The organism is Halomicronema sp. CCY15110, assembly GCF_016888165.1.
Taxonomy (GTDB): Bacteria; Cyanobacteriota; Cyanobacteriia; order Phormidesmidales; family Phormidesmidaceae; genus Halomicronema.
In genome coordinates this window covers 1-22880 of sequence record NZ_JACSWC010000260.1, presented here as the reverse complement: position 1 = coordinate 22880, position 22880 = coordinate 1, and the positions used below count along the sequence as shown (strand labels likewise).

The 22880-nt window shown below is 52.4% G+C and carries 13 protein-coding genes; 9 read left to right on the top strand and 4 right to left on the bottom strand.

Annotated elements, in window-relative coordinates:
* Positions 1–2: 2 nt before the first annotated feature.
* The 4 genes from JUK32_RS10365 to JUK32_RS10350 form a co-directional block, all read right to left on the bottom strand.
* Positions 3–1064 carry a hypothetical protein gene (locus JUK32_RS10365; RefSeq protein ID WP_204138778.1) on the bottom strand — a complete coding sequence of 354 codons (1062 nt, stop codon included), beginning with the start codon at positions 1062–1064 and terminating at the stop codon, positions 3–5.
* Complete coding sequence (locus tag JUK32_RS10360; RefSeq protein WP_204138777.1) at positions 1064–4273, bottom strand: hypothetical protein; 3210 nt, start codon at positions 4271–4273, stop codon at positions 1064–1066. Before JUK32_RS10360 ends, JUK32_RS10365 begins: the two co-directional genes overlap by 1 nt.
* Positions 4274–4302: 29 nt before the next feature.
* Positions 4303–4755 carry a hypothetical protein gene (locus JUK32_RS10355; RefSeq protein WP_204138776.1) on the bottom strand — a complete coding sequence of 151 codons (453 nt, stop codon included), beginning with the start codon at positions 4753–4755 and terminating at the stop codon, positions 4303–4305.
* A 99-nt stretch (positions 4756–4854) separates the two neighbouring features.
* Positions 4855–5229, bottom strand: coding sequence for a hypothetical protein (locus tag JUK32_RS10350; protein ID WP_204138775.1), 375 nt, complete (start codon positions 5227–5229; stop codon positions 4855–4857).
* A gap of 977 nt (positions 5230–6206) precedes the next feature.
* Here JUK32_RS10350 and JUK32_RS10345 point away from each other — a divergent pair.
* The 9 genes from JUK32_RS10345 to JUK32_RS10305 all read left to right on the top strand — a co-directional run bounded on the left by JUK32_RS10345 (position 6207) and on the right by JUK32_RS10305 (position 22848).
* The gene (locus JUK32_RS10345; RefSeq protein WP_204138774.1) at positions 6207–6491 is read left to right on the top strand and encodes a hypothetical protein; all 285 of its coding nucleotides are present in this window, start codon (positions 6207–6209) and stop codon (positions 6489–6491) included.
* A gap of 209 nt (positions 6492–6700) precedes the next feature.
* Positions 6701–9451 carry a DEAD/DEAH box helicase family protein gene (locus JUK32_RS10340; protein ID WP_204138773.1) on the top strand — a complete coding sequence of 917 codons (2751 nt, stop codon included), beginning with the start codon at positions 6701–6703 and terminating at the stop codon, positions 9449–9451.
* 17 nt (positions 9452–9468) lie between these two features.
* A complete protein-coding gene (locus JUK32_RS10335; protein ID WP_204138772.1) occupies positions 9469–12039 on the top strand; it encodes a type I restriction-modification system subunit M in 2571 nt (856 codons plus the stop codon).
* Positions 12040–12044: 5 nt separating this feature from the next.
* Positions 12045–13688 carry a restriction endonuclease subunit S gene (locus JUK32_RS10330; protein WP_204138771.1) on the top strand — a complete coding sequence of 548 codons (1644 nt, stop codon included), beginning with the start codon at positions 12045–12047 and terminating at the stop codon, positions 13686–13688.
* Position 13689: 1 nt separating this feature from the next.
* Positions 13690–15474, top strand: a complete 1785-nt coding sequence (locus JUK32_RS10325; protein ID WP_204138770.1) for an AAA family ATPase — start codon at positions 13690–13692, stop codon at positions 15472–15474.
* Entirely contained in the window at positions 15452–16513 is a 1062-nt protein-coding gene (locus JUK32_RS10320) for a hypothetical protein (protein WP_204138809.1), read from the top strand. The genes JUK32_RS10325 and JUK32_RS10320 overlap by 23 nt, the downstream gene beginning before the upstream one ends.
* Positions 16514–16619: 106 nt before the next feature.
* Positions 16620–17684 (top strand): hypothetical protein, encoded by a 1065-nt coding sequence (locus JUK32_RS10315; RefSeq protein ID WP_204138769.1) that lies wholly within the window; start codon positions 16620–16622, stop codon positions 17682–17684.
* The gene (locus tag JUK32_RS10310) at positions 17684–17887 is read left to right on the top strand and encodes a hypothetical protein (RefSeq protein WP_204138768.1); all 204 of its coding nucleotides are present in this window, start codon (positions 17684–17686) and stop codon (positions 17885–17887) included. The genes JUK32_RS10315 and JUK32_RS10310 overlap by 1 nt, the downstream gene beginning before the upstream one ends.
* Positions 17887–22848 carry a strawberry notch C-terminal domain-containing protein gene (locus JUK32_RS10305; protein WP_204138767.1) on the top strand — a complete coding sequence of 1654 codons (4962 nt, stop codon included), beginning with the start codon at positions 17887–17889 and terminating at the stop codon, positions 22846–22848. The genes JUK32_RS10310 and JUK32_RS10305 overlap by 1 nt, the downstream gene beginning before the upstream one ends.
* Positions 22849–22880 lie beyond the last annotated feature (32 nt).

Genomic DNA, 22880 nt, shown 5'->3' with positions numbered 1-22880 from the left:
GGTTACACCCCTCCCGGATTAATGCCGACTCCCGGCATGATGATCTGCCCGCCCTGCACGATGCTGTCGGAGTAAGCCGCTGCCGTTTCTCGCCGATCTTGAATGCGATCGCCTTGTAGCTCCCTCACTGCATCGACGAGCATCTTATTGCGCAGGGCATCGTCACGGGCTCGCAGTTGTTGCCCCACGGTGTCCAGGGTGCTGGTTTGCTGCTGGGCGGCGATTTGGGCGCTCAAATTCCGCAGGATGTTTTGAGAAACGTCCTGCCCTTCGGAATCGGCTGCCAGTTCCTGGGAAGTTTCCAGCGCCGTCTTGGCGGCTTCGGCATTCTCCCGCAGCTTTTGCTGCCCTTCCTCAGTCAGGGCGGTTTGGTCGGCCACTTCATCGGTCATCTCGCGCTCAAACTGGGTAACCAGATCCCGCTTAATGACGGGCGAGCCACTACCCCCTGTTTTCGTGGCGGCAACCTCCTCAAACGCGGACGGTTGGGCATTCTCAATTTCCTGCTCAATCTGTTTCGGATCGGGGAGGCCCAATGCGCCGGTTGAAATCTCGACGGTATTGCCTCCGGCACCGCCTTCACCCGACGTAGACAGCCCGCCCAGGGGATCTTCAAAGATGTCGAACAGGTCTAAATTGAACAGGTCAAAGAGCCGATTGATATCGAAGATGGAACTGAAAGTCTCTTGCAGCGAGGCAAAGGCATCCTGCACCGACTCCACGGCATCGAAGGCATCCTGCACTTGCCCGATGGTGTCATTGCCATCTAAGATGTCGCCGGTCGCGTCTTCGATGGTGCCGCCGATATCGCTGAGCTGATCCTGGATGGCGGCATCCACGTCATCGGTGATTGTTTCGATATCTTCGGCGGCACCTTCAATGTCCTCCAGCCCGCCATCGCCCAGATCAACATCGCTGAGATCCAGGTCATCGACGGGACTATCGGCATTGGGATTAATCGGCGGTGTAGCCTGGGCATAGACGGCCCTGCCGGTGCTGACACTGAACAGGGAAACTGCCGTCAGCATCAGCGTCAGTGTCCGTTTTCGGGTTCGGTGTCGCATTAAGTGCTCCTCGTCTCTACCAGATGATTGGCCTTGCCCGCTTCGCCTGGCGTGAGTTGACGGCGACGGGCCTGGGGCGATGCGGTGATGGCTTCAAACGGGATAGCGCCGCGCATCGCCTGCACATATTGGGCAGTGAAGTCTTTCAGCCCTTCCAGATAGCCGCGAGTGGTGGCGGGATAGACCGCCATCACCCGACGACGGGCGAGCTGTTCGGCTTCGCCGTTGGCCAAGGCTGCGAGCATCAGCGGGTTGGCGTAGTAGCGCGTGCGCCAGAAGCGGCCCTGTTCTTCTACCAGCCAGCGGGTAAACAAATCGGCTTTGCTGCCCTTAAATCGCTCAGTGGCGTTGTACTTAATCACCTCAGCGGGATAGTCCAGGGCCTGCATGTAGGCCGTGCAGCCCGCATGGGTGGTGCGCCCGGTAATCGTGGTGCTGATGTTGGTCAGAATCTTGGCGCTGGCGGAACACTCGACGATCGCGTCCAGGTCTTGGGCCAGAATCACCGCTGAAATCCCTTCTTTCCGCCCGGTGGCAAAGGTCTCCCCCACCAGGTCGGCAAATCCCCGCTTGCCCAGCAGCACCGATAGCTCATCGCCGACAAACAGCGAGCGGTCATGGGCCAGGGCATTACGCAGCGCCGCCATTTGCGCTGAAAGCGCCATGATGTAGGAATTGCTTTCATTGGTCAGCCCGGAGAGGGCATAGAAGGTGATCATCGGTTCAGGGTTGACCGAACTGGGCCGACCAATGGCATCGCCGATATTTGGATCAACCAGCTTGGCCCCCACCTGCGCCACAATCTGGTTAATGGCGCGAGCGTCCATGTCCTCATAGCTTTTCAGGTCCAGCTGCTCCCGTGAGCAAAACTTGAGAAAGTCATGGAGAGTGGGCATCTTCTGCCAAGCCTCGGACTGCCACCCGTGGGCGATTGCCTCGTTATAGCGCTCGGTGATTTCGGCATCACCAAAGAAGACATCCAGCGTCCGCAGCACAATGCTGTTCACCCGCTCTAGCAACTGCTGGTCGTTAATCTGCCCCATCGCGATCGCGACGATGGCCTGCCGGACAAAATCCTTCCAGCGCTTGAAGCGTTGCAGTTGATCCTCCGGCTCCAGGTTCAATAAGTTAGGCGGTTCCAGCAGATTCAGCCGTTCATGCAGAATATCGACGTAGGCCCCATACTTCCCCAGGGACTGCACAGCGGTTTGAAAGGTGGAATCGCCGCCGCTACTGAGGTCGATGCCCACTACCGGAATATTTTGCGCCAGGGCATCTTCAATAAAGCGCCAGCCCAGCACCGATTTCCCAGATCCCGTGGTGCCGGTGATCAGTACCCGCCCCGTACCGCTGAAGAGATCCACATAGAGCGGCTTGCCCCCTTCCTCAGTCAAAAACTCTACCCCCCGCTGATGAATGTCACGGGGACAGGTCAGCGGCAGAAAGCCTGCGACGGTTTCGGTATCTAGCACAATGCGCCGTTCGGAAAAGGCGTTATAGCGGGTCAATAGTGGGAAAGTATTGAGCGGCAATGACTCCAGCCAGACCCGCCAGCAGACATCGTTTTCCACGACCGCTTCAGCCGCGCCAAAAGAGTTACAGAGCTGAGCGATCGCCTCGTCACAGGCGCGTTCGCTTTCGCGCCAGACGGTGAACGTGCAGGCCACCAGCAGCGGCCTTTGCCCCTCATAGATTTTCATCAGGGCCTGTTCGGCTTGCTGCCGCTGCAGGCTGGCGGAGACATCTTGCCCGGTGCCATAAAGGGCCGCTCGCTGCGCCTCAAAGTGGCTCTGACGGTTCATTTTCTCCAGTTCATCCTGAGTAGACCAGGCTTCCTTGTGGGTCACTTCCACTACACATTCGGTGTCCCTGATCCAGGCTTGGGCGAGCCGATCCCAGATCCACTTGAGCTGCTGCCGGGTATTGCGCCACAGCTCGGGGGGCGCTTCAATCACCGCCACTTTGCCTACCAGGCCATTGACGTACACGTAGCCGTGCTGTCGCTTGTGCTTGGGGCAAGAAGACCGACCGCGATCGCCCTGCAAGAGCAGCGTCACCAGGTCTTTTTGACCCGAAGGGGGAATCCGCTGGCGGATGCCATCGTCGGTAGACTGCACCCGAATGTACTGAGTCAGTTGAGGAGCCTGCCGCCGATTAAAGCGATACCAGAGCGATTCCCAAAGTTCCTGGGCGGTCATGGGCTCGACATTCAGTCGTGCCTTGGTTTCGAGAATGTTGCGCCAGTTGACATAGCCGCTGTCGTGGATTTGGCGAATCAGCTTCAGGTAGAACCGTTGAAAGTGCATGTCTTCTGTCCCGGCCACTTTCCGAATCCGCTGATCGATCAGTTTCTTGACCTGTAGCACCCCTTTGCCGATGGCATCGGTGCCCTGCTCGTGGGCATGGGCGGTAGACCAGGTGGCCCAAACCGTTTGTGACCAGACCTGTCGGGCTCCTTTTTCGGTCAGCTCACGGGTCCGCACTTCTTCATCCAGCAGCATCACCGCCACGGAGGGCATTTTGGTGATCCGCGAGAGGGTGCGTAGCTCTGACTTACGCGCCTGAATGGATGATCGGCATTCGGTGTGAAACCGCAGCCGTTCCCCTTCCAAGATTTCTGACATACCCTGCTGAATCGAGGCGATCGCCGCTTCCACTTCCGAGCGATAGAGCTGCGGGTGCAGCCCTTGCAGCTTGAAGGGAATTTCGGCTGACCACTGATCCTTAGCGGCGTTGTAGAGCAGTAAGCAGGCAAAGCGATGCCCGCCCAATTCCACCTCAACAATGGAGTGCAGGTGAGTCAGATCCTGGAAGGGCGCGAACTGTTTCTCGCCCGCCTGGGTTTCTCGCTTAATAGATTTGTTCCGTTTGAGGAAGTTACGAAATTTTTGCCACATGGCTGCATCTTCGTGAGCACGAAAAAAGAGGGTTTCGCCGTTGGTCCAATCCCAGCCCGGAGGCTGCACCCAGCTTTTGATGAACTGATAGGTCTTCTGCCCGGTGAGAAGCCACCAGGTGCCATTCAGCCAGAACCAGATCAGTAACCAGGCCATAAAGGAGACGGCCAGGAGCATCTTGAACACAAAGAAGCTCACCCCACCGATGGCGACCCAGGGCAACAGTTGCTCAGCGGGAATCGGGCCAATGCTGGCCCGTTCCCCCAGCAGCTTGTTGACGCGGATCGGGTCTCTGTCTACGTCAAGGGTCATAGGTTCAACTGCAAATCAACAGGGCGTCATTAACCACCGGCACCGGCTCCACCACCGCCGCCAATAATCAGCGTGGAGATCACCTCAACGCCGATGACGAAAGCTACGCCAATGGCGAGCAGGTTGGCAATCGGCTGCCAGTCGCCGCCCCGCGTCGCCTGGGTGAAGACAATCACTACCCCAATCAGGAAGGCCAGGACGATCAGGATGCGGAAGATATTGAAAATCGTGGTGATGGTCTCCGGCGCGATCGTGGTGCCGCCCGTGTTGTTGATGGCATCATTCACGGCGGTTTCCAGGTTGTTAAACATCTGGGCAGAAACCGGATCAATGGCTCCCATCCCCGCCACTGCTGAAACGGCAATCACCACACTGGCCAGGTGCCAGCCCTGGATGGGCAACCCAAATCCGGCAACGGATTGAGCACTGCGGTTGAGCAGGCCAAAGGCGATCGCGATCAAGCCCATGACGGTGGCGGTCATCAGGACTGCTGGGCTGACCCTTGAGCCTGGGCAAGTGTCCATTAAAAAAGGCCCGTCAGCGATGCTCACGAGCCTTGAGAATTCAATTGTCCAAACGGTTTACATGGCTTCTGCTGTTTTGGGCATCCGACGAGGACGCCTATATTCGGACTTTTTCTTGTAGCCGATCGCTTGGGCTTCGTTGCTATCGGGGCCAAACTGGGCGCGAACGGCTTCTTTCATGCCCAACACGCCATTATGGAAGTCCCATTCGGCTTGACGGGCGGCATCGGCAGCGGCTTTTAGCATTGCTTGTAGTTCAGTTTCTTTTTGCTGCATGGCTTGCATGGTAGTAAAGCTAGTTCTGAGCGCTTCGGGAGCGGCATCGCTGCGGACGGGGAGATAATTGTTGACGGTGCCGAGGCCGTTCAGGGAATCGATGTCGGCACTGATGGTTTTAACGGGCAAACGGCGCGTGATATTGACAACAGGCATGGTGATACACCTCTGCGAGTAATTGAATAAATGAACAGGATCGAAAAGCCTGCCTGAATGAAGTTCAGGAGCGATAGCAAAGTTTGGGGGAGTGACGAAAGGATTCAGATCAGGCTGGATGAGACGACGATTAGGGGTGAAGCGTCTGTTTGTCTCGGCTATTGCCAGATTGCCCAGGGTTGCAGGGCGATCGCTGCTTTAATTGCAAAGAGTGTGACCAGAAACCCACGGTTTGAATGAAGTTGAGATGAATGTTAGGTGGGTTGGCTGTGAGGGTGGACTCGCAGGTTTGAAGCCAGGGTTACATCATTAAGTGATGGCAATGGTAGTAACGGTGTGTATTGAGCGGATCAAAGTGTGGCGGGTGTAGAGTCGAGATTGCTCTATGGCAGGAAAGGGTTGCATAGATGCAGGAAGCAATTGAGCAGTTGCAGCAAAGGTGTAACGTCGCGATCGCTTGGGTTGAGCAGTTGCAGGAAAGGATGGCGTGATCGCACTCAAGCATTGAGCCATGACCGCAAAGGGTTGTGCGATCGCAGCAAAGGACCACGGGCTGACACGAAAGGTGTGGCGACTGACAGGAAGGGTGGGCGGCGACACAGCAAAGGTGTGGTGGTTGAATGCAGCCTTGTGCCGGGTGACAACTCAGGAGTGAGGGCTGTTTGCTTTGCTGACTGGCTGGCAGTGTTAAGGTTCACGACGGCGATCAACTCTGTAGCGATTTTGACTTGCTTGAGCGATCAGGATGGGTTAGATTTCAAACTTAGAGCTGTCTGCGGGCAGCTTGATTTCCCAAAAATTTGGTCATGCGCCACTGGAAGGAGATTAGGCCCTCCAACCAGCGGCTAACCCCTAAGACAGGGATAAGCTGTCTCGGAGGCTAGAGGTATTCTAGGCCGTCCCGAACTGCGATACGTCTGGGGCGGCCAGATTTTTGGGTTTCCTTGCCCATTCGTTTCTTCGGAGGAAACCCGATTATGTTGTGTTTGCCATTTTTGGCGTCGTCGGCCCGTCAACGGGCGGCGGCGAGTCCGCTGTTGCTTGCGAATACGCAGTCTCAGCCGGAGCGGGAGCGGTTGTTGCATCTGGTGATTGGTTCACCGGAGGGGGTGCGGTCTGTCATCCATACGTTGCACAAGCTCCAGTATGCGGAGCAGGCGACGTGGAGCCAGATGATTACGGTTCCGGAGTCGGGGATTTTGATTACGCCAGAGCAGGGTGAGGTGTTTAGCTTGTTGAGGCGCGATCGGCAGTTGGGTTAAGAAAATGAAACCAGATTCCTGGAAAGGTAGCACTCCAGGAATCCGGTTTCTCCAAAAATGCTGGCTTGAAAAGGCTAGATAAACCGTAGTTGGAGATTGCCTCTCATTTTCATCATTCAGGGCATCCTGGATATAGCGACCTGTATAGGGTCAAAGGCAGTACCTCAGCTCCATATTGATTACAATTGCGAGCAAGAAAATATCCAGCTATGGCGCTATCTGAAGCACAAACCCGTAAGCAATATATTGACAGCCAGCTTGCAGCCGCTGGTTGGGGAAACAATGATCGCAAAGCTCTTTCAGAGTTTCGAGTTGGAGTATCAGGCAGTACCAAGGAAAAACCGGCAGATTACGCCAACCAGATAGGTTTTGCCGACTACGTTTTACTGGGCAAAGACGGAAACCCTATAGCCGTTGTAGAAGCCAAGCGGGTTGACCGAGACCCCCTGGTAGGGAAGCGACAGGCAGAGGACTACGCTAACCAAATTAAGCAGGACTTAAATATTGATCCCCCCTTCATTTTCCTGACGAATGGGCAAGAGATTCTATTTTGGGACCGAGACCGCTACCCTTTGCGTACCATCAGCGGATTCTTTACCCGTGAGGACTTAGAGCGTCTTCTACATCAAAAACGCTACGGCATCCCTCTTGCCCAAGTAAAGCTAAATCCTGAAATTGCAGGAGGTGGAGGTCGCCTTTACCAAACTGAAGGCATCCGGCGAGTTACAGAGGCTATAGAGGATGCACGCCGTAAGTTCCTTTTAGTCATGGCGACGGGTACGGGTAAGACTCGTACCGTAATTTCGGTTATGGATATCTTGCTACGTGCTAAGCGGGCGCAGCGCATTCTGTTTTTGGCTGACCGTCGGGAACTGGTTCGCCAGGCAATGAGTGCCATTAAGGAACACTTACCCCATGAAAGTCAAGCTCGAATCGAGGGGGGAGAGATACCCATCGGCACCCGTATTCATGTCGCGACCTACCCCAGCATGGTTCGGAGTTATCGCGCCTTGTCTCCAGGGTTCTACGACCTGATCATTGCCGATGAGAGTCACCGGTCTATTTATAACCGGTACAAGGAAATTTTTGAGTACTTCGATGCACTGCATCTAGGGTTGACAGCAACACCAACCGATTTTATTGACCACAACACTTTTGAGCTGTTTGGTTGTGAGGATGGTATTCCAACCTTCTATTACTCCTACGAGCAAGCTGTTGAAGAAAGGCATCTAGTACCCTATCGAGTGCTTCATTCCCAAACCAGCTTTCAAGTTGGTGGTATTCATGGTGAACAACTGCCTCCTGCGCTTCAGCAGAAGCTAGTTGAGCAGGGTATCGACCTGGAAGAGCTTGATTTTGAAGGAACAGATATTGAGAAGAAGGTCACGAACGTCGGTACAACCGATGCCTTGGTCCGCGAGTTTATGGATAAGTGCCGCAAAGATGTGTTGGGCCTACCGGTCAAAAGCATTATCTTCGCCATCAGCCATGACCACGCTAAGCGTCTCTATCAGAGCTTTAACAAGCTGTTTCCTAATTATCAACGCCGGGGATTAGCTGAAATTATCGATAGCCACATGGAGCGGGCGGAAGAAACCCTAGAAGACTTCAAGTTTAAGGATATGCCCCGCATCGCGATTTCTGTAGATATGTTGGACACCGGTATTGATGTCCCTGCAATTCAAAATTTGATGTTTGCTAAGCCTGTCTACAGCCGGGTGAAGTTCTGGCAAATGATTGGTCGGGGAACTCGTCTCTACACTGATCCTAAAACTGATGAACCGAAGAGAAACTTTCTGATCATCGACTGTTGGAACAACTTTGAGTATTTCCAGCTCAACCCAGAAGGGGAAACTGTTCACGCTACTGAGCCTTTACCTGTGCGGTTGTTTCGCTTACGGCTAGAGAAGCAGGCTTTATTGCGGGCTAGAGATCCCAAGGATAAACGGGTCACTCGGCACTTGCAGGGCATGTTAAGCCAATTGCCTTTAGACAATGTCAACGTTCGTCCCCATCGAGAAGAGATCAGCCATCTGGTTCAAGAGTGGCCGGAACCGGCTCCTGAGGTGGAACAGGGGTTACACCAAACCATTGCCCCACTGATGCGCTACGCCTGGACGGCATCACTCTCTGAACTTCAGTTCCGCGTTGCCGTAGAGCGTATCGCTGTCGCCTGGTTAGCGGGTAATGATTCAGAAATTGACGATCTAGCTGAAAAGGCATGTGAAGCCGTTGCCAGCTTGGCCAACAACATTGAAGAGGTCAAAGCTGTCGCTGCGCAACGGGCCTGGGTTCTTAGCGATGGATTTTGGACGCACCTCGACCTCGACCGTCTCGATATGCTGCAAGAAACCTTTGCTCCGCTGATGCGCTTCCGCCAGCGAGAACGTAGCCAGGTTATTGAAATAAACTTGCCAGACCAAATTGCTAGCCGTCGCTGGATCATCTACGGCCCCAAAGGGGAAGGGGCTTTTGCTGACAGTTACCGAGAACAGGTAGAAACCTGGGTACGCGGTCTAGCAGGCAACCTCCCGGCTTTGATTAAGCTAAAGCGGGGTGAGCCCTTAGACGATAGAGATAGTGAGGAAATCGCCAAAGCCCTTAACCAGGCCGATCTATTTGTTACCGAAGACATTTTACGCAACCTGTATCGGCAGCCCTCCGCGACTTTGCCGGACTTCCTGCAGCACATTCTAGATATCGTCAAGTTGCCGAGCCCAGAGGAAAAGATTCAAGAAGCGTTTGATCGATTTGTGGCTGAACATGGTTATATGAGCGCTAGTCAAATTAACTTCCTCCGAGCAATTCGTACTGCCGTGCTCCAACGTCATAAGCTCACCCGCAATCAGCTTACCCGTCCCCCGCTTTCGAGGCTGGGTAAGGTCGAAAACCTATTTACCTCTGAAGACATTGATGAGATCATCAACTTTGCCAATGGCTTAGTGGATGAAGCTGCTTAACCGTTTAGAAGTGACCTATGCTCGCACCGCACATCAAGAGAAATGTTGACAAGCTTTGGAATCTGTTCTGGAGCGCTGGTATTACCAACCCTCTAGTGGCTGTCGAGCAGATCACCTACTTGCTGTTTCTGAAACGGCTAGAAGCCATTGATCATGAACGGGTCAGCAAGGGTAGTCCTTCCATCTACAAAGGTACGGAGGTACAGGATGGGAAGGAAGTCGAGGTTGACTACAGCCAGTGTCGCTGGAGCTACATTGAGCAAGACAAGACGCCCCAGCATCTTATTGATGTGGTGTTTCCGTGGTTGCGGAATCTGGAGAAGCATCTGGCTGCTGGGCAAACCTCTGAGAAAGAAGCTGAGTTATCCCAGGATGTTGGCGAAGCGCCTGAGGACGGGATAAATGTAATCGGCAACCGCATGAGCGACGCCTACTTTCAGCTTGATCCTAATAAGGGAGCAATTCTCCAGCAGGCAATTGACCTGATCAACCAGTTGTTTGCCCATGTGGATGACCAGAGTTCATCTACCGATGTTATGGGCGATACCTTTGAGTACTTGCTATCGGAGATTGCTACAGCAGGCAAAAACGGTCAGTTTCGCACTCCTCGTCATATTATCCGCTGCATGGTGCAAATGCTTGATCCAGAACCGGGCGAGCGTATTATTGACCCGGCAGCAGGGACAGCAGGTTTTCTATTTTCTAGTCTGACTCATATTCTTGCCAGACACACAACCTCGGAGTTGCTAAGGGTTGAGTGGGATGGTACCGTTCACCGAGCCGATGGTGATCAGTTGGTTGCTACACCTGAAACTTATGAAGCGGTTTTTGATGGCCAGTACTACGTCGGTCTTGATAATGATCGCACTATGGTGCGAATCGGCTGGATGAATATGATTCTACATGGCGTCGAAAGTCCTTATATTTACCAGCGAGATAGCCTGGGAAAACCTTTAAACAGCAATGATAGTGAAGCTCACAATGATACTTATGAGCTTCAAAATGAAAGAACCAATCAAAATGAAAGAACCAATCAAAATGAGAATGCTGGTGAAAAGAATGCAAAACAGAAGCAAGATCCACTCAAAAAACTCTTGAAATCTGAAAGTTATAATGTGGTCCTAGCCAATCCACCTTTTACTGGCAGAGTTGATACTAATAGCCTGGATATCACCCTTTTTCCAAGAGCTGGGAATAAGGGGATAAAAGCTAAACAAGCGATTACGAATAAAAGTGAACTCTTGTTTGTCTGGCGGATGTTGGACTTATTAACTGTTGGTGGCCGCTGTGCAGTCATTGTTCCCGAAGGAGTACTATTTGGTAATACTGATGCACATGTACGGCTGCGTCGGGAGTTGTTAACTGAACATCGGGTCGAAGCAGTAATCTCTCTACCGGCAGGTGTCTTCCAGCCCTACACAGGAGTTAAAACCTCTATTCTGGTATTCCAAAAGGAGACGCCAAAGGATGAGCGCCGTCAATGGAAACCTCTAGATCAGCCCCGCACCGATAAGGTTTGGTTCTATGAAGTAGAGGAGGAGGCTTATTCGCTAGATGCTAAGCGAAATGAACGAAGGGGTCAGGATAATGATCTATGGGACATGCTTGAGAAATATCAGCAGCGGCATAATCCGGAATACGAAGAACTAGATTATTTTCAACCTGATTACTGGACCGAGCGCTGGCGCATGGTAGATGACGAAACCTTAAAGATCTTTTCAGATAATCAGGAGGTAGTGAACTGGAAAGATCGAGTGGCGGCTATTCATGAGCTATTTGCTGAATTGCCGCGTGATCCTGAAGAGGCATACGAGCAAATTCACGATGAACAGCAGCCGAAGCTTGAGGCTTTTGCCCAGGCTATAGTCAGTAAAGTTGTTAGTGAAGAACTTAATAAGAGTAAGTCTTCTAAATCGTCTAACTTTGAGACTGTTATTGATAAAGCTCTAAAGAAAGCTGCCGCTAGTTTTCGCCGGATGTGTGAAAGTCATAAGGAGCTTTTTGATACGGAAGAGAAAGTTGCCTATCAACTCTTTCAAAAAGCTTATAGAAATGCTTCTGATAGCATTACCAGGATCCTAAAGGAACAGCTTCTCTCCAATGAATCGGTTGAGGCTGAGGATTTTGATGAAACTAAAGTTGTAGAAGAAATCGGTGAGATTGCACGGCAATATGCGCGGTTGGATGGCTATGACGCGATGTTGCAAAGTCTGCAATACATTAAGTACCAGGCAAAGTTAAAAGAAGCAAAGCATTGGGTTGCTCTGGTACGAGTATATGCTGAAGATCCAGATTGGGAAAGTGAAGATGGCAAGATCAAGGGAAGTCACGACGATCAAGGAAGTCCTCGCCTTGAATATCTTGCCGATATCAATCTTTATGATAAGAAAGGAAACCTTAACGATGATTTACTAGACCCTGATTGTATCGAATCTCGTGCATGGAATCTTTCTTCAGGTCAATATAAGCCTTTCAATTTTGAGTCTATTATTAGTGACAAAAGTGTGTCTGAAATACTTCGTAATCTTAAAAGTCGAGAAGCCCAATTAATGGAAGGATTGGATCGCCTCTTGGGAATGGTGGATTGAGTTACATGGCTTTTTTTTCTAATTATCAGTATGTTCGTCTTGGCGAAGTATGTGACATTAATCCACGACTACCAAGCTCCACAATTCTCGAAGACGAAACTCGTGTTTCATTTGTTCCGATGTCTTCTGTTGATGAAATTCATGGAGAGATTTTAGAGAAACAAGAAAGAGCTTATGGCGAAATCAAAAAAGGATTTACTCCTTTCCAAGTAAATGATGTTCTATTTGCCAAAATAACACCATCTATGGAAAATGGAAAGGCCGCAATAGCACGAGATTTAGCGGATGGAGTCGGATTTGGTTCAACTGAATTTCATGTGATCCGTTGTTCAGATCAAGTGATTCCCGAGTTCGTTTTTTATTTTATTCGTCAAGCATCTTTTAGAGCACGAGCAAAATCATCTTTTGTAGGGTCAGCGGGACAACAGCGAGTGCCAGCAGATTTCTTGGCTCGATCACCTTTTCCCTTGCCTACAATTCCCGAGCAAAGATATATAGTTGAAATACTTGAGAAAGCTCATGATTTGCGTCTGCAAAGATTGAAAATAATTGAAGAACTTAAAGAAATTCCCTCTTTATTATTTTGGGAGATGTTTGGTAATCCCCGAGATTATGCAGAAAGATGGGGGACTAAGAAGTTTGGTGATTTCGTTTCTTATAGTAAGTATGGACCACGGTTTCCTGACAGAGAATATTCAGAGATTGGGGCTAGAATCTTAAGGACAACGGATATGGAAGGAGATGGCTCACTACGTTGGTGGGAGTCGCCTTCCATGGAGTTGAGTATAGATGAATTAGAACAGCATTGCTTACAACCAGGTACTTTATTGATAAGTCGCAGCGGGACAATTGGACCAGTTGCACTTTTCTCTGGCTCAGAGGAACCCTGTGTAGCTGGAGCCTATTTAATTGAATTTGGTTTGTCTGAGGCCATAAATCATCAATTTCTCACAAGCTTTCTTTTATCGGCTTATGGACAAGCTCTGTTGACTGGTGGTAGTCAAAGCATGACGCAAGCCAATTTAAATGCACCAACTATTAAGAAAATACCAGTTCCTACGCCACCATGCGAGTTGCAGGATAAGTTTGCAGGAATTGTTGATGAAATTAAAAAACTTACTGTATTTCAAGAACAAGAAAGTCAAAAACTTGAAGATCTAATCAATGTTTTAACAGCATCGGCTTTTACTGGTCAATTGACTCAAGGTTGGCGAGAGGAGCATCAAGAGGAAATAGAGGCATGGCTTAAAGAAAACGGTGGATATCTTCCTAAGAAGTCAACACGGATTTTATCCAAGAAAACTGAGCGGATGAAGGAAACTAAACTTGGCCACTCAAGTCGGTCTTGGATAATTGCTCAACTCAGCAAATCACAAGCTGCGGTATACCGTGCATTAGATAATTGGGAAGGAGTTTTGATTGCCTCTGAAAACCTAGATCGCTTTGTAGAAGAATGGATGGTTGATGATCAAGTAGAAGATGCACAGGAACAAGTACGGCGGGCGCTTAACCAACTAGCAGGGTTAGGACTAATCAAACAAGTCAGCCTTCCTAATCAAAATGGTGAATATGTTGCTGGTTACCGCACTATTCGGCAAGGTGAACTAACCAAAGCCGACGACCTCAAAAGGTTGGGGGCAAACGCTTAATATGAGGCTGCGCTACCTACACCTGCGTAACTACTCCCCCATAGAAGACATCGCCCTTTGCTTTCGCGCCCCTGTTCTCAAAGATAGAGAGTGCTCCATTCGCTTTGTCGTTGGTATAAATGGCAGCGGTAAAACCCATCTGCTCCAAGCTATAGCTGAGACCTTTCTAGCTTTAGCTCGTCAGCAACGGCCTCACTTCCCCGTTACATTAGCCTGGGAACTTGGCGAAGGTGAACGTCGCCGTACCCTAATCTTTGACAGTCCAGGTCAAGGTCAAGAAGCAGCATGGTGGCAAAGCGACCTGTTAATTGACGACATATCAAACGAAGAAGACTGGGATGAACTCATCACCGAACTACGATCTGGTAATGAAGCATGGCGACCGTTGATTGACGAAGGTAATTGGCCTGGTAAGGGTACTGGTCTACCGATGACCGTACTTACCTACACTACTGGCAATCTGGAATCTTGGCAGCGTCTGTTTGATGAACCTCCTTCTGCTGATGTTGATTCTCAGCTAGAAGACTATGACATGAGCCTTGAACGTCCTATTGGTTGGAGCTTGCGGCAGGAGCTAGACTATCAAGCCTCTCAAGGAACAGAAGAAAGTCTTAAGGTAGTACAAAACCTCCAAGAATTAGCTGAAGAAGCCAGTGTAAGTGAGCATGATCAGAATGTGTGTTTGTTACTGACTCCAACACTTCTCAAATTTGCCTTGCTAGCGGTGTCTCTTCCGCAAGCTATGCAGGAGTATCGGCAATATACTACTGATGAAGATGTTGAAACCTTCAAACAAAACATCCAGGATATTGCCGATACTGAGCAAACCGGATTACGACGTTTGCTTTCACAAGTTGGTTGGTTGTGGCCAGTAAGTGTTGTCTTCCATATTGATTTTAATTTAGAGGCATGGAGCGAAAGTGCGCGCCAACAAAAGGGAAGCATACTAAAGGCGCTTTACATTCTGGCTAACGAAGTGGTTCGCGAACCTGAACCCAGCACTCAACGACGGTTATTCTTCGACCTCAAGTCTACTTGTCAACTAGATGAATACTCCAGGCAAGCTGACTATGCCGACATAATCGACCAGTTTTTTGGGGGTGATGAGTTCGACTATGTGGGCGATGCGCTTCAGGAGTTCATCAGTAGAGCCGAGACATCTCCTTTTGAAGGCTTCAATCGCCTGGTAAACCTCCATCAGGAAGGACTCTTGACGGATATTCAAATTGCCGTCCGCAAGGCCGACATAGATGATCTCTTACTTTTTGACGAACTATCCGATGGTGAGCAAGTCTACTTAGGGCGCATGGCCTTATTCCACTTGCTGGCAGGTGAAAGCGATGCTCTCCTGATCCTCGATGAGCCAGAGGTCCACTTCAACGACAAATGGAAGCGCGAAATCGTAGACATCATAGACGATGTGCTCAAGGAGAAGGCTAACGATGTTCTGATCGCTACCCATTCCAGCATTGCCCTAACTGACGTTTTTAGCGATGAGATTATTCTCTTCGACAAGCAAGATGGGCAATCTGTATATGTAGACATCAACACTAATACCTTTGGCTCAGATCCAAGTGAGGTGATGATTCGACTGTTTGGTGTTCCGGATGGTGTAGGTCAAAGAGCGATGGAATATCTTGAGGAACGTATCCAGGAAGACTACTGGACACCAGACCGACGTTCTGAGTTAGAAGACCTCATCAACAATATTGGGCCAGGTTTCTACCGTACCGAACTCCGTTTGATTCTGAAGAGATTAGAGAATGCTGCATCCAGTACGACCTAGTTGTGAAGGCGCTCTTTCATGGGCTGTTGAGTTACAGAAAGATATCTTGGAAGGACTGTGTGACTCATCCATGAGTTCGACGGATGTGACAATTTCTTGGGCACGGAGCCTCAGACCTGACGTTGCCGACTGGGTTGAAAGATTTGTTAATCTCAAACATCGTACTTACAAAATTATTAACCATATGAAAGTTATCGCTGGTCTGTCCGCTAGCGATAAACAAACTATCCTTACTTACTTTCACGAGACCCTCAACTTCTCAACGGCTTTTTTGGACGGAGCAAATCATCCAACAATCAGACAAATCAATGATTTCCCCGCTTCAGCCTCAGTTTTAGGTTTGTTAGAAGCTTTTTATGAAAAAGCTTTACGGGAAATAAGTTTGCCTGTTGATCAAGATGGAAATTACGGGAGTGAGTTTGATCGCGATGACTATGTTCGCATACACGGTGAAGCTAATTTTCCTCGTGTGTGTCCTCTTTGCGATAGCCCAATGAAAAGAGCTGAGGTCGAACATTGGCTAGGAAAAGCTAAATATCCAGCTCTTTCTTGTCATCCTCGGAATCTAATTCCTTCTTGCCATGATTGCAATGCACTTGAGAAAAGTACCACTCCGCCTCTCGACATAAATTCTGCTGAGCCATTTACAAACTGGTTTCATCCCTATGAGCGACAAGCTGTAGGGAAAGTGCGAATCTTGGTAGTTGCGTCCTCTGCTAGACTCGAATCAATAGACACTTTGGATGCTGTTCGAGCACAAAATCTGGATACCTTATTAGGTTTATCTACGTTGTGGTCAAAAGAGTGCACACCCCAAAAACAAAGGTTTCAGCGTGAGTTGCGTAAACGCTTTAGACGTCAGACATTATCAATGCCTGCTTTACAAGAAGAAATTCAACTATTGAAGGAAATTGCTTCTGAGGAACATAAAACTGTAGAGCCGTATGCCCTTTTGCAGACAGCCATACTTGAAAGGGTTTTAGCGTTTCAAGATGAATTATCGTCTTGGTTAGATGAAGTTCAAGCAGCGATAACCTAGGTATCGTAAAAGTCAAAAAGATTTTAAGTGCCAAGCTTAGCATAAGGTCTTTGGCGAAGACCCGGCTGAGGGGTATGCCGATCTGGTCGGTCAATCGGCGGCTGAGGTGCAGCAGGGCTATCAAACAGCCTATGAGAACGCAGGCGTTGAACCCGAGGCGGCTGGGACAGCGGCGCTGGGGCAGCGCCATCAGTTCTTAGGGGAGTCGGTTTCCACCGAAGAGGCCGACGCCATTGAGGCCGCCGAAGGACTGGTGGAGGCTAAGCGAAAAGAATACGGTCGCACCATTAATGATCTGAAGGAGCAGTACCGGGATGATCTGGGCGGGCTGGGTGATCCGAAGCTGACGGATGCCGCCGCTCAGATTCGCGCCAGTGAGCGGGTTTATGAGAACACGCCGAGTGACAAGCAAGCCCGGTTGTTGCAGGCTGCTGACATTCAGCGCCAGCAAGGAGTCTCGCGCCAGCTCCGGCAAGACTACGAAACGTCGGGGGCTCCCGCCCCAGTGGCCAAGGCCGCAGGGGATATCAAGGCTCAAGACTATGTGTTTGAGAAAGATTTGTCCGAGGCGCAGGAGCAGCGGGTAGAGCAGGCGGACCGCTACTTGAGCAGCCCGGAAGGTCAGTTAAAGCGAGCGCAAGCGCAACGGTATCTCGAAGACCGGGTGGGTATGGCCTATCAAGAAGGCCGGATTTCCCAGGGGCTCGAAGATGCCGGGGTGGATGCCGACATGGCGGCAAAAGCGGCGCGGATTGAAGCTCAAACGGGCGGCAATCCTGACTCGCCGGAGGATGCTGAATTTTTGCAAGCCGTCTACGCCAGTGCCGATGGATTGGCCTCGCCGATGGAAACTGACATCGCGGCCAATGCCGAGCAGTTTATGAACGTTGCGAATGAGGCCGGAGTCACCACTAACGTGGGCGGCACCACCGTGGCCCAGGGCAATAAGTACACCATGAGCCGGACGGCGGGAGTCACGGTGGTCGAGAACCAGGAAACGGGTGGTTCCTTAGCTGCCCGCAATGGCGATGTACTGGCCGCAGACGGTCTGACCGAACAAGATCAGGCTCGCTTCCAAACGCTGGCCCAAGTGTCACCGGAGCAATTACAGGCGGCTCAACCCCAGCAGGCGGCTGAACCGCAACAGTCAGCAGGGATGGAGATGGATTAATGGTGCAGCATTCGTTTCTGCAAAAAGCCCAGCAGCGGCAGCCGGATACCGTATCGGCCTATTGGAATGGTCAGCCAATTCTGCGGATTGAGCAGGGGCAAGTGGTGTGGGAAGCCCAGGTTTGCCCAGGATTCGGGCTGTTGACTTTGCATTTTGATGATGATCCCTATCCCGTCTATGTCCAGGTTATTGATGGAGCGTGATGCTGAACGCTGAAGAGCGCACCACTATTCGTGAAGGATTCGAGCAGGCTTTCCTGGAGGGTCAAGCCTTCCAGTCGATCGCCGATGCCCGTAAGTTTGCTCAGCAGTTGGTGGGGCGTTCCTTTGCCAGCGGTAGTCGGGAGGCGAAGGAACTGGAGGAATCCATCGAACAGGGCATTGTTGGGGCGGCAAAGGAGACGATTCGTTCAGACCAGTCGTCCCTGGAAACCTTTGAGCAGCTTGTTGATCTCTATCAGCGTCAGCCGCGACTGGGCACCCGCTCTTCCACCTCCATCCAGCGTCAGCAGTACAGCACCCCTGTCCCTATCGCTTACCTGGCCTCGCAATTAGCGGAAATTGATGCCACCACCACTGTCTATGAACCGACTGCTGGGCATGGAGCTCTGCTTATGGGGGCGAATCCGCAAACGACCACGGTGAATGAACTAGACGATCAGCGAGCCGAAGATTTGAGGCGACAGGGATTTACTGTCACCCAGAACGATGCCACGGAGTTTAGCCCGGATTCCCGCAGCCAGGATGTGGTGATCAGCAATCCGCCCTTTGGTCGCAGACGGCAGGACGGTCGAGCCGAGCAGTTCACGATCGGGGCGCAGCAGACCCCGATTCGTACTTCCCAATTGGATCACGTCATTGCTTGGCGATCGCTCGATGCCATGAAGGACGACGGCACAGCAGTGCTGTTAATTGGCAGTGAGCGGGGTTCACAGGCCAGTCGCTCGGACAAATACAACGAACAGCAGAATCGTGGGTTTTTCAAAAATCTCTATGAGAACTACACCGTTGATCAACACTTCACCATTGATGGCGGGCTGTACAGCCGTCAGGGGGCAGGCTTTCCCATCGATGTCATTCGCATTCGGGGGCGGGGGCAATCTCAACGTCGCTTGCCTGCTGCCGATGTGCCGCCGATGTATCGCAGTTATGACGAACTCAAAGAGGTCTTGAGCAATGCCCTATTTCGAGAATCCCCAGGCATGGATGCCAAACCAGGAAGTCGTCGCCGGGATGACCTTGACCCGGATGGACAGCTTTTTCGCGGTGTTGGCTCCGCAGAACCAGAGCGCGATCGCGAGCTACGGGGACTATCAAGCCCTCCTGGCAGCGCGGATCGCCTGGATGATGCAGCAGTGGAGCGCGGATCAGCAGGTGCCAATGGCAGCGGTCGATTCGATGATTCGCCATCAGCTAACGAAGGATCAGGTGCCCGATTTCGCGATGCCGCCACCACACCAGGCGACCCCCGAGAGCTGGGGTCAAGCGCTCGCTCAGAGTCCCTGGATGTCAACGATCTGGACGCTGGAGGTAGCCCCGGAGCCGGAGGATTATCCGCTGGCAATGGCGCAGGGCGAGAACCGCCAGGACGCGATCGCTACGGTGGAGGAACAGACGCTGGAAGAGTGGCTGCTGTTCTTCGGGAAGCAAGGGTAGAGGAGCAGTTGAGGGAGGATCAAATGGCGACGAAGGCAGCACGGGAGCAAAGGCAGCTCGCGAGCCAGGTGCCGTACATCCCCAGAAGCAATGGGCCTCGGTTGGATACGCTCACACCGCGCAATATGGCCTCAGCCGTGCAGAGTGCTCTCGATGATCTAGAAGGGCGCGTCGGTGATGTGGATGAGTTTGTGGCGCAAAAGCTGAACTATCCTTCCGTGGAGGCGATGCATGAGGTGCTGGCGGCAGAGCAGGTGGATGGGGTCGCGCTCTCCATCGACAATATTGAGCATGGTGATGGGTCGCTCATCGGGGATCAAACCGGGGTGGGTAAAGGACGCCAGATGGCGGCGATGATTCGCTACGCCCAGGAAACCGACCGGACGCCGATCTTTGTTACCCGTGACGCCGGACTCTACTCGGACATGGTGCGTGACCTGGATGATATTGGCACCCAGGGCTTCAAGCCCTTCATCACAAATAGTCAAGAAAAGGTACCGCTGCCCGATGGTCGGACGCTGGAGACCAAGCGGGGCAGTCATGCGGCGGAGCTGGATCGTCTGATTCAGCAGGGGGGCTTTACGGCCACCGATGACTACGATGGCGTCTTCACGACCTACAGTCAGATGCAGACCGTCAAAGGCCAGGAGACCCCTCGGCGTCAGTTCCTCGACATGATGGCTCCCCAGTCGCTCATCCTGTTTGATGAGGCCCACGAGGCGGGCGGCTCCCCGGAGCCCGAAAATTCCTGGAAACAAGCCGGTCCCCCCAATCGGGCTGACTTTGCCCGTCAACTGGTGGATAAAGCCGATGGCGTTACCTTCAGTTCGGCCACGGCGATTAAGCGCCCCGATGTCATGGATCTCTATGGGCGGCGATCCGGGATGCGGCAGGCAGCCGGTTCCATTCAAGAACTGCAGTCAGCCCTGGAAATCGGCGGAACGCCCCTGCAACAGGTGTCTACCAACATGCTGGCCCAGGATGGCTTTTACAACCGCCGTGAACGCAATTACGACGGGGTGGATTTCGGCATCCAGAGTGTCCCTGTGGATCGCGAGTCTACCGATGGCCTCAGCCAGATCATGGGCAAGATTCTAGAGTTTGACCGCACCAAGCAGGATGCCCTCAAAAATCTGGATACCCAGCTCAAGGCCGACGCTAAGAAAGTCGGCACCGATACGTCAGTCGGCAGAGCCGGAGCGGACTCCACCAACTTCACGGCCATTATGCACAACGTGATGGATCAGTCGTTGCTCTCCCGCAAGGCAGGGCAAATGGCGGATGAAGCGATCGCCAGCCTAGAGCGAGGTGAAAAGCCGATCCTGACGGTTTCCAACACGATGGGCAGCTTCATTGAGCACTACAGCGATGAGAACGGCATTGCCCCCGGTGATGACTTCGATGCCAGCTTTGGCGACATCATGCGGCGCTACCTGGAGCGCAGCCGCGACGTGCTGGAGAAAGACTACGACGGCACCCAGACCCGCAGGCGGCTAAGCGATGAAGAACTAGGGCCTGAAGCCGTCCAGCAGTACGAAGAGGCCAAGGAGCTGATTGCCCATACCGATTTAGATTTTCCGGTCTCTCCCATCGATACCATTAAGCAGCGCATTGAGCAGGCAGGCTACCGCTTTGGTGAAATCACAGGCCGCAAAGCCCGCCTGGAATATGACAGCGACGGCCACGCCACCTATCAGCGGCGCAGCTCCCGCGAAACCAGTAAAGCCGGAAAAGTCCGGGCCACTGATCGCTTCAACGACGGCAAAACCGATGTGATGCTCCTCAACCGCTCGGGGGCCACGGGCATCTCCCTCCATGCTTCCGAGAAGTTTGCCGACCAGCGTCGCCGCCACATGATTGTGGGTCAGGCGGAGCGGAATGTGAACGACTTCATGCAAACGCTAGGCCGCGCCCACCGTACCGGGCAGGTGGTGCCACCCCGGATTTCGCTGCTGATGGGCGATACTCCCGATGAAAAACGTCCGGCAGCACTGCTAGAGCGCAAAATGTCGAGCCTGAATGCCAATACTACTGCCGATAAGAATGCCGGGTTTGATACCTCCCAGATCCCCGATTTCTTTAACCAGTACGGCGATGCGGTAGTCGAGCAGGTCTTGAGCGAGTATCCCGAAATCAACGCCAAGCTGGACTATCCCATCACGGTCAACCCGGACGGCATTGCCAGCCTGGATGATGCCACTGAAGGAGCGATCGCGAAGGTCACAGGCCGATTGCCTCTACTGAGTGTGGAAGAGCAGGAAGCCTTTTACAGCATCCTGGAAGACGAATACACCTCCTTCGTCAAACAGCAGAAGGCACTGGGCAACAACATTCTCGAAGCCGAAGCCATTGACCTGGATGCACGGCCCCTGGCACAGGCCGAGGTGATTCCCGCCATGCCAGGGGTGCAGAGCGCCTTTGGCTCCGGTGTTCAGGCCGAGGTGATTGATGCCAAGGCCCAGAGCAAACCCAAGACGCAGCTAGAAGTCATCAACGAGATTCGCACCGGCCTCGACCTTGATCCGGTGGCGTCCCCGGAGGAGAATGATGCGGCGGGCGTGGAGCAGGCGGCTCAAGCCTACACCGAGGATCTGCTCGGGAAAGCGGGTCAAGCCGCAGAACGCTATCTGGCTCAACAAACCGCCAAAATTGAGCAGCGGATTGCCGATCCTGAGAAACAGCAAACGGCCCTCAACCGGGCCTCGCGTCGTTTGGATAAACAACAAACGCAGCTGACGCAGTTGCGACGGTTCCAGCCAGGGCAAACGGTGCGACTCTCAACTGAAAATGGCCGGATCTTCTACGGCGCGATTTCCGGCGTCAGTAAACGGGGCACCTCCTTGGATAAGATTTTGGCGGCGGCGGGCGACTCCGAGACTCAAAATCGGCTGGGGGATTCCAATCCAGTCGCGCCCTCGAAATGGCTGGTGAATGTGTCGCTGGCGGACTCCAGCCGTGAGATTCCCCTGCCTCTCTCCAAAATCAACGCGGATCGCATGGGCGCAGTGGATATGACCCCCGTCCAGAAAACCATGATGGGCAAAGACGTCATGGGCCAGTTTGATGAGCGTCAGACCGGGGAACGAGAGGTGCGACAGGTGCTGCGGGGCAACCTGCTGCGGGCCTCGGAAAAGTACGGCAAAGAGGGCAACGTGGTGAATGCCACCATGTCTACCGGAGGAGTCGAGCCCATGCTGTTGCTACCGCGTGGCTATGACCTGCAACAACAAGTATCCGAGTCGCCAGTCGCTCTCCCCTCGGCTCGCAACGTCCGGCAATTCATGGAGGTGAGTGACCGGCAGGGCATCGTCAAAACCAGCGATGAGCAAATCACCCTGAAAGCGGCCCCCAATGCGGAGGGCTACTTGCTCCAGACGGGCAAAAAGCAAAAGGATGTCTACCTGGATGAAAATCTGATGGGAGCCGTAGGGGATGAGTTCTATTCGGTCAGTGACCGGATGGAAGCTATTAAATGTCAAGTACATAGGCGTGTCGCGACAACTACATAGGCGGATGAGTCGTCGGCAAAGCGCGATCGGCA

Coding starts and splice junctions, on each gene's coding strand:
- JUK32_RS10365 (WP_204138778.1), bottom strand. CDS start 1,064: ATGCGACACCGAACCCGAAAACGGACACTGACGCTGATGCTGACGGCA.
- JUK32_RS10360 (WP_204138777.1), bottom strand. CDS start 4,273: ATGACCCTTGACGTAGACAGAGACCCGATCCGCGTCAACAAGCTGCTG.
- JUK32_RS10355 (WP_204138776.1), bottom strand. CDS start 4,755: ATGACCGCCACCGTCATGGGCTTGATCGCGATCGCCTTTGGCCTGCTC.
- JUK32_RS10350 (WP_204138775.1), bottom strand. CDS start 5,229: ATGCCTGTTGTCAATATCACGCGCCGTTTGCCCGTTAAAACCATCAGT.
- JUK32_RS10345 (WP_204138774.1), top strand. CDS start 6,207: ATGTTGTGTTTGCCATTTTTGGCGTCGTCGGCCCGTCAACGGGCGGCG.
- JUK32_RS10340 (WP_204138773.1), top strand. CDS start 6,701: ATGGCGCTATCTGAAGCACAAACCCGTAAGCAATATATTGACAGCCAG.
- JUK32_RS10335 (WP_204138772.1), top strand. CDS start 9,469: ATGCTCGCACCGCACATCAAGAGAAATGTTGACAAGCTTTGGAATCTG.
- JUK32_RS10330 (WP_204138771.1), top strand. CDS start 12,045: ATGGCTTTTTTTTCTAATTATCAGTATGTTCGTCTTGGCGAAGTATGT.
- JUK32_RS10325 (WP_204138770.1), top strand. CDS start 13,690: ATGAGGCTGCGCTACCTACACCTGCGTAACTACTCCCCCATAGAAGAC.
- JUK32_RS10320 (WP_204138809.1), top strand. CDS start 15,452: ATGCTGCATCCAGTACGACCTAGTTGTGAAGGCGCTCTTTCATGGGCT.
- JUK32_RS10310 (WP_204138768.1), top strand. CDS start 17,684: ATGGTGCAGCATTCGTTTCTGCAAAAAGCCCAGCAGCGGCAGCCGGAT.
- JUK32_RS10305 (WP_204138767.1), top strand. CDS start 17,887: ATGCTGAACGCTGAAGAGCGCACCACTATTCGTGAAGGATTCGAGCAG.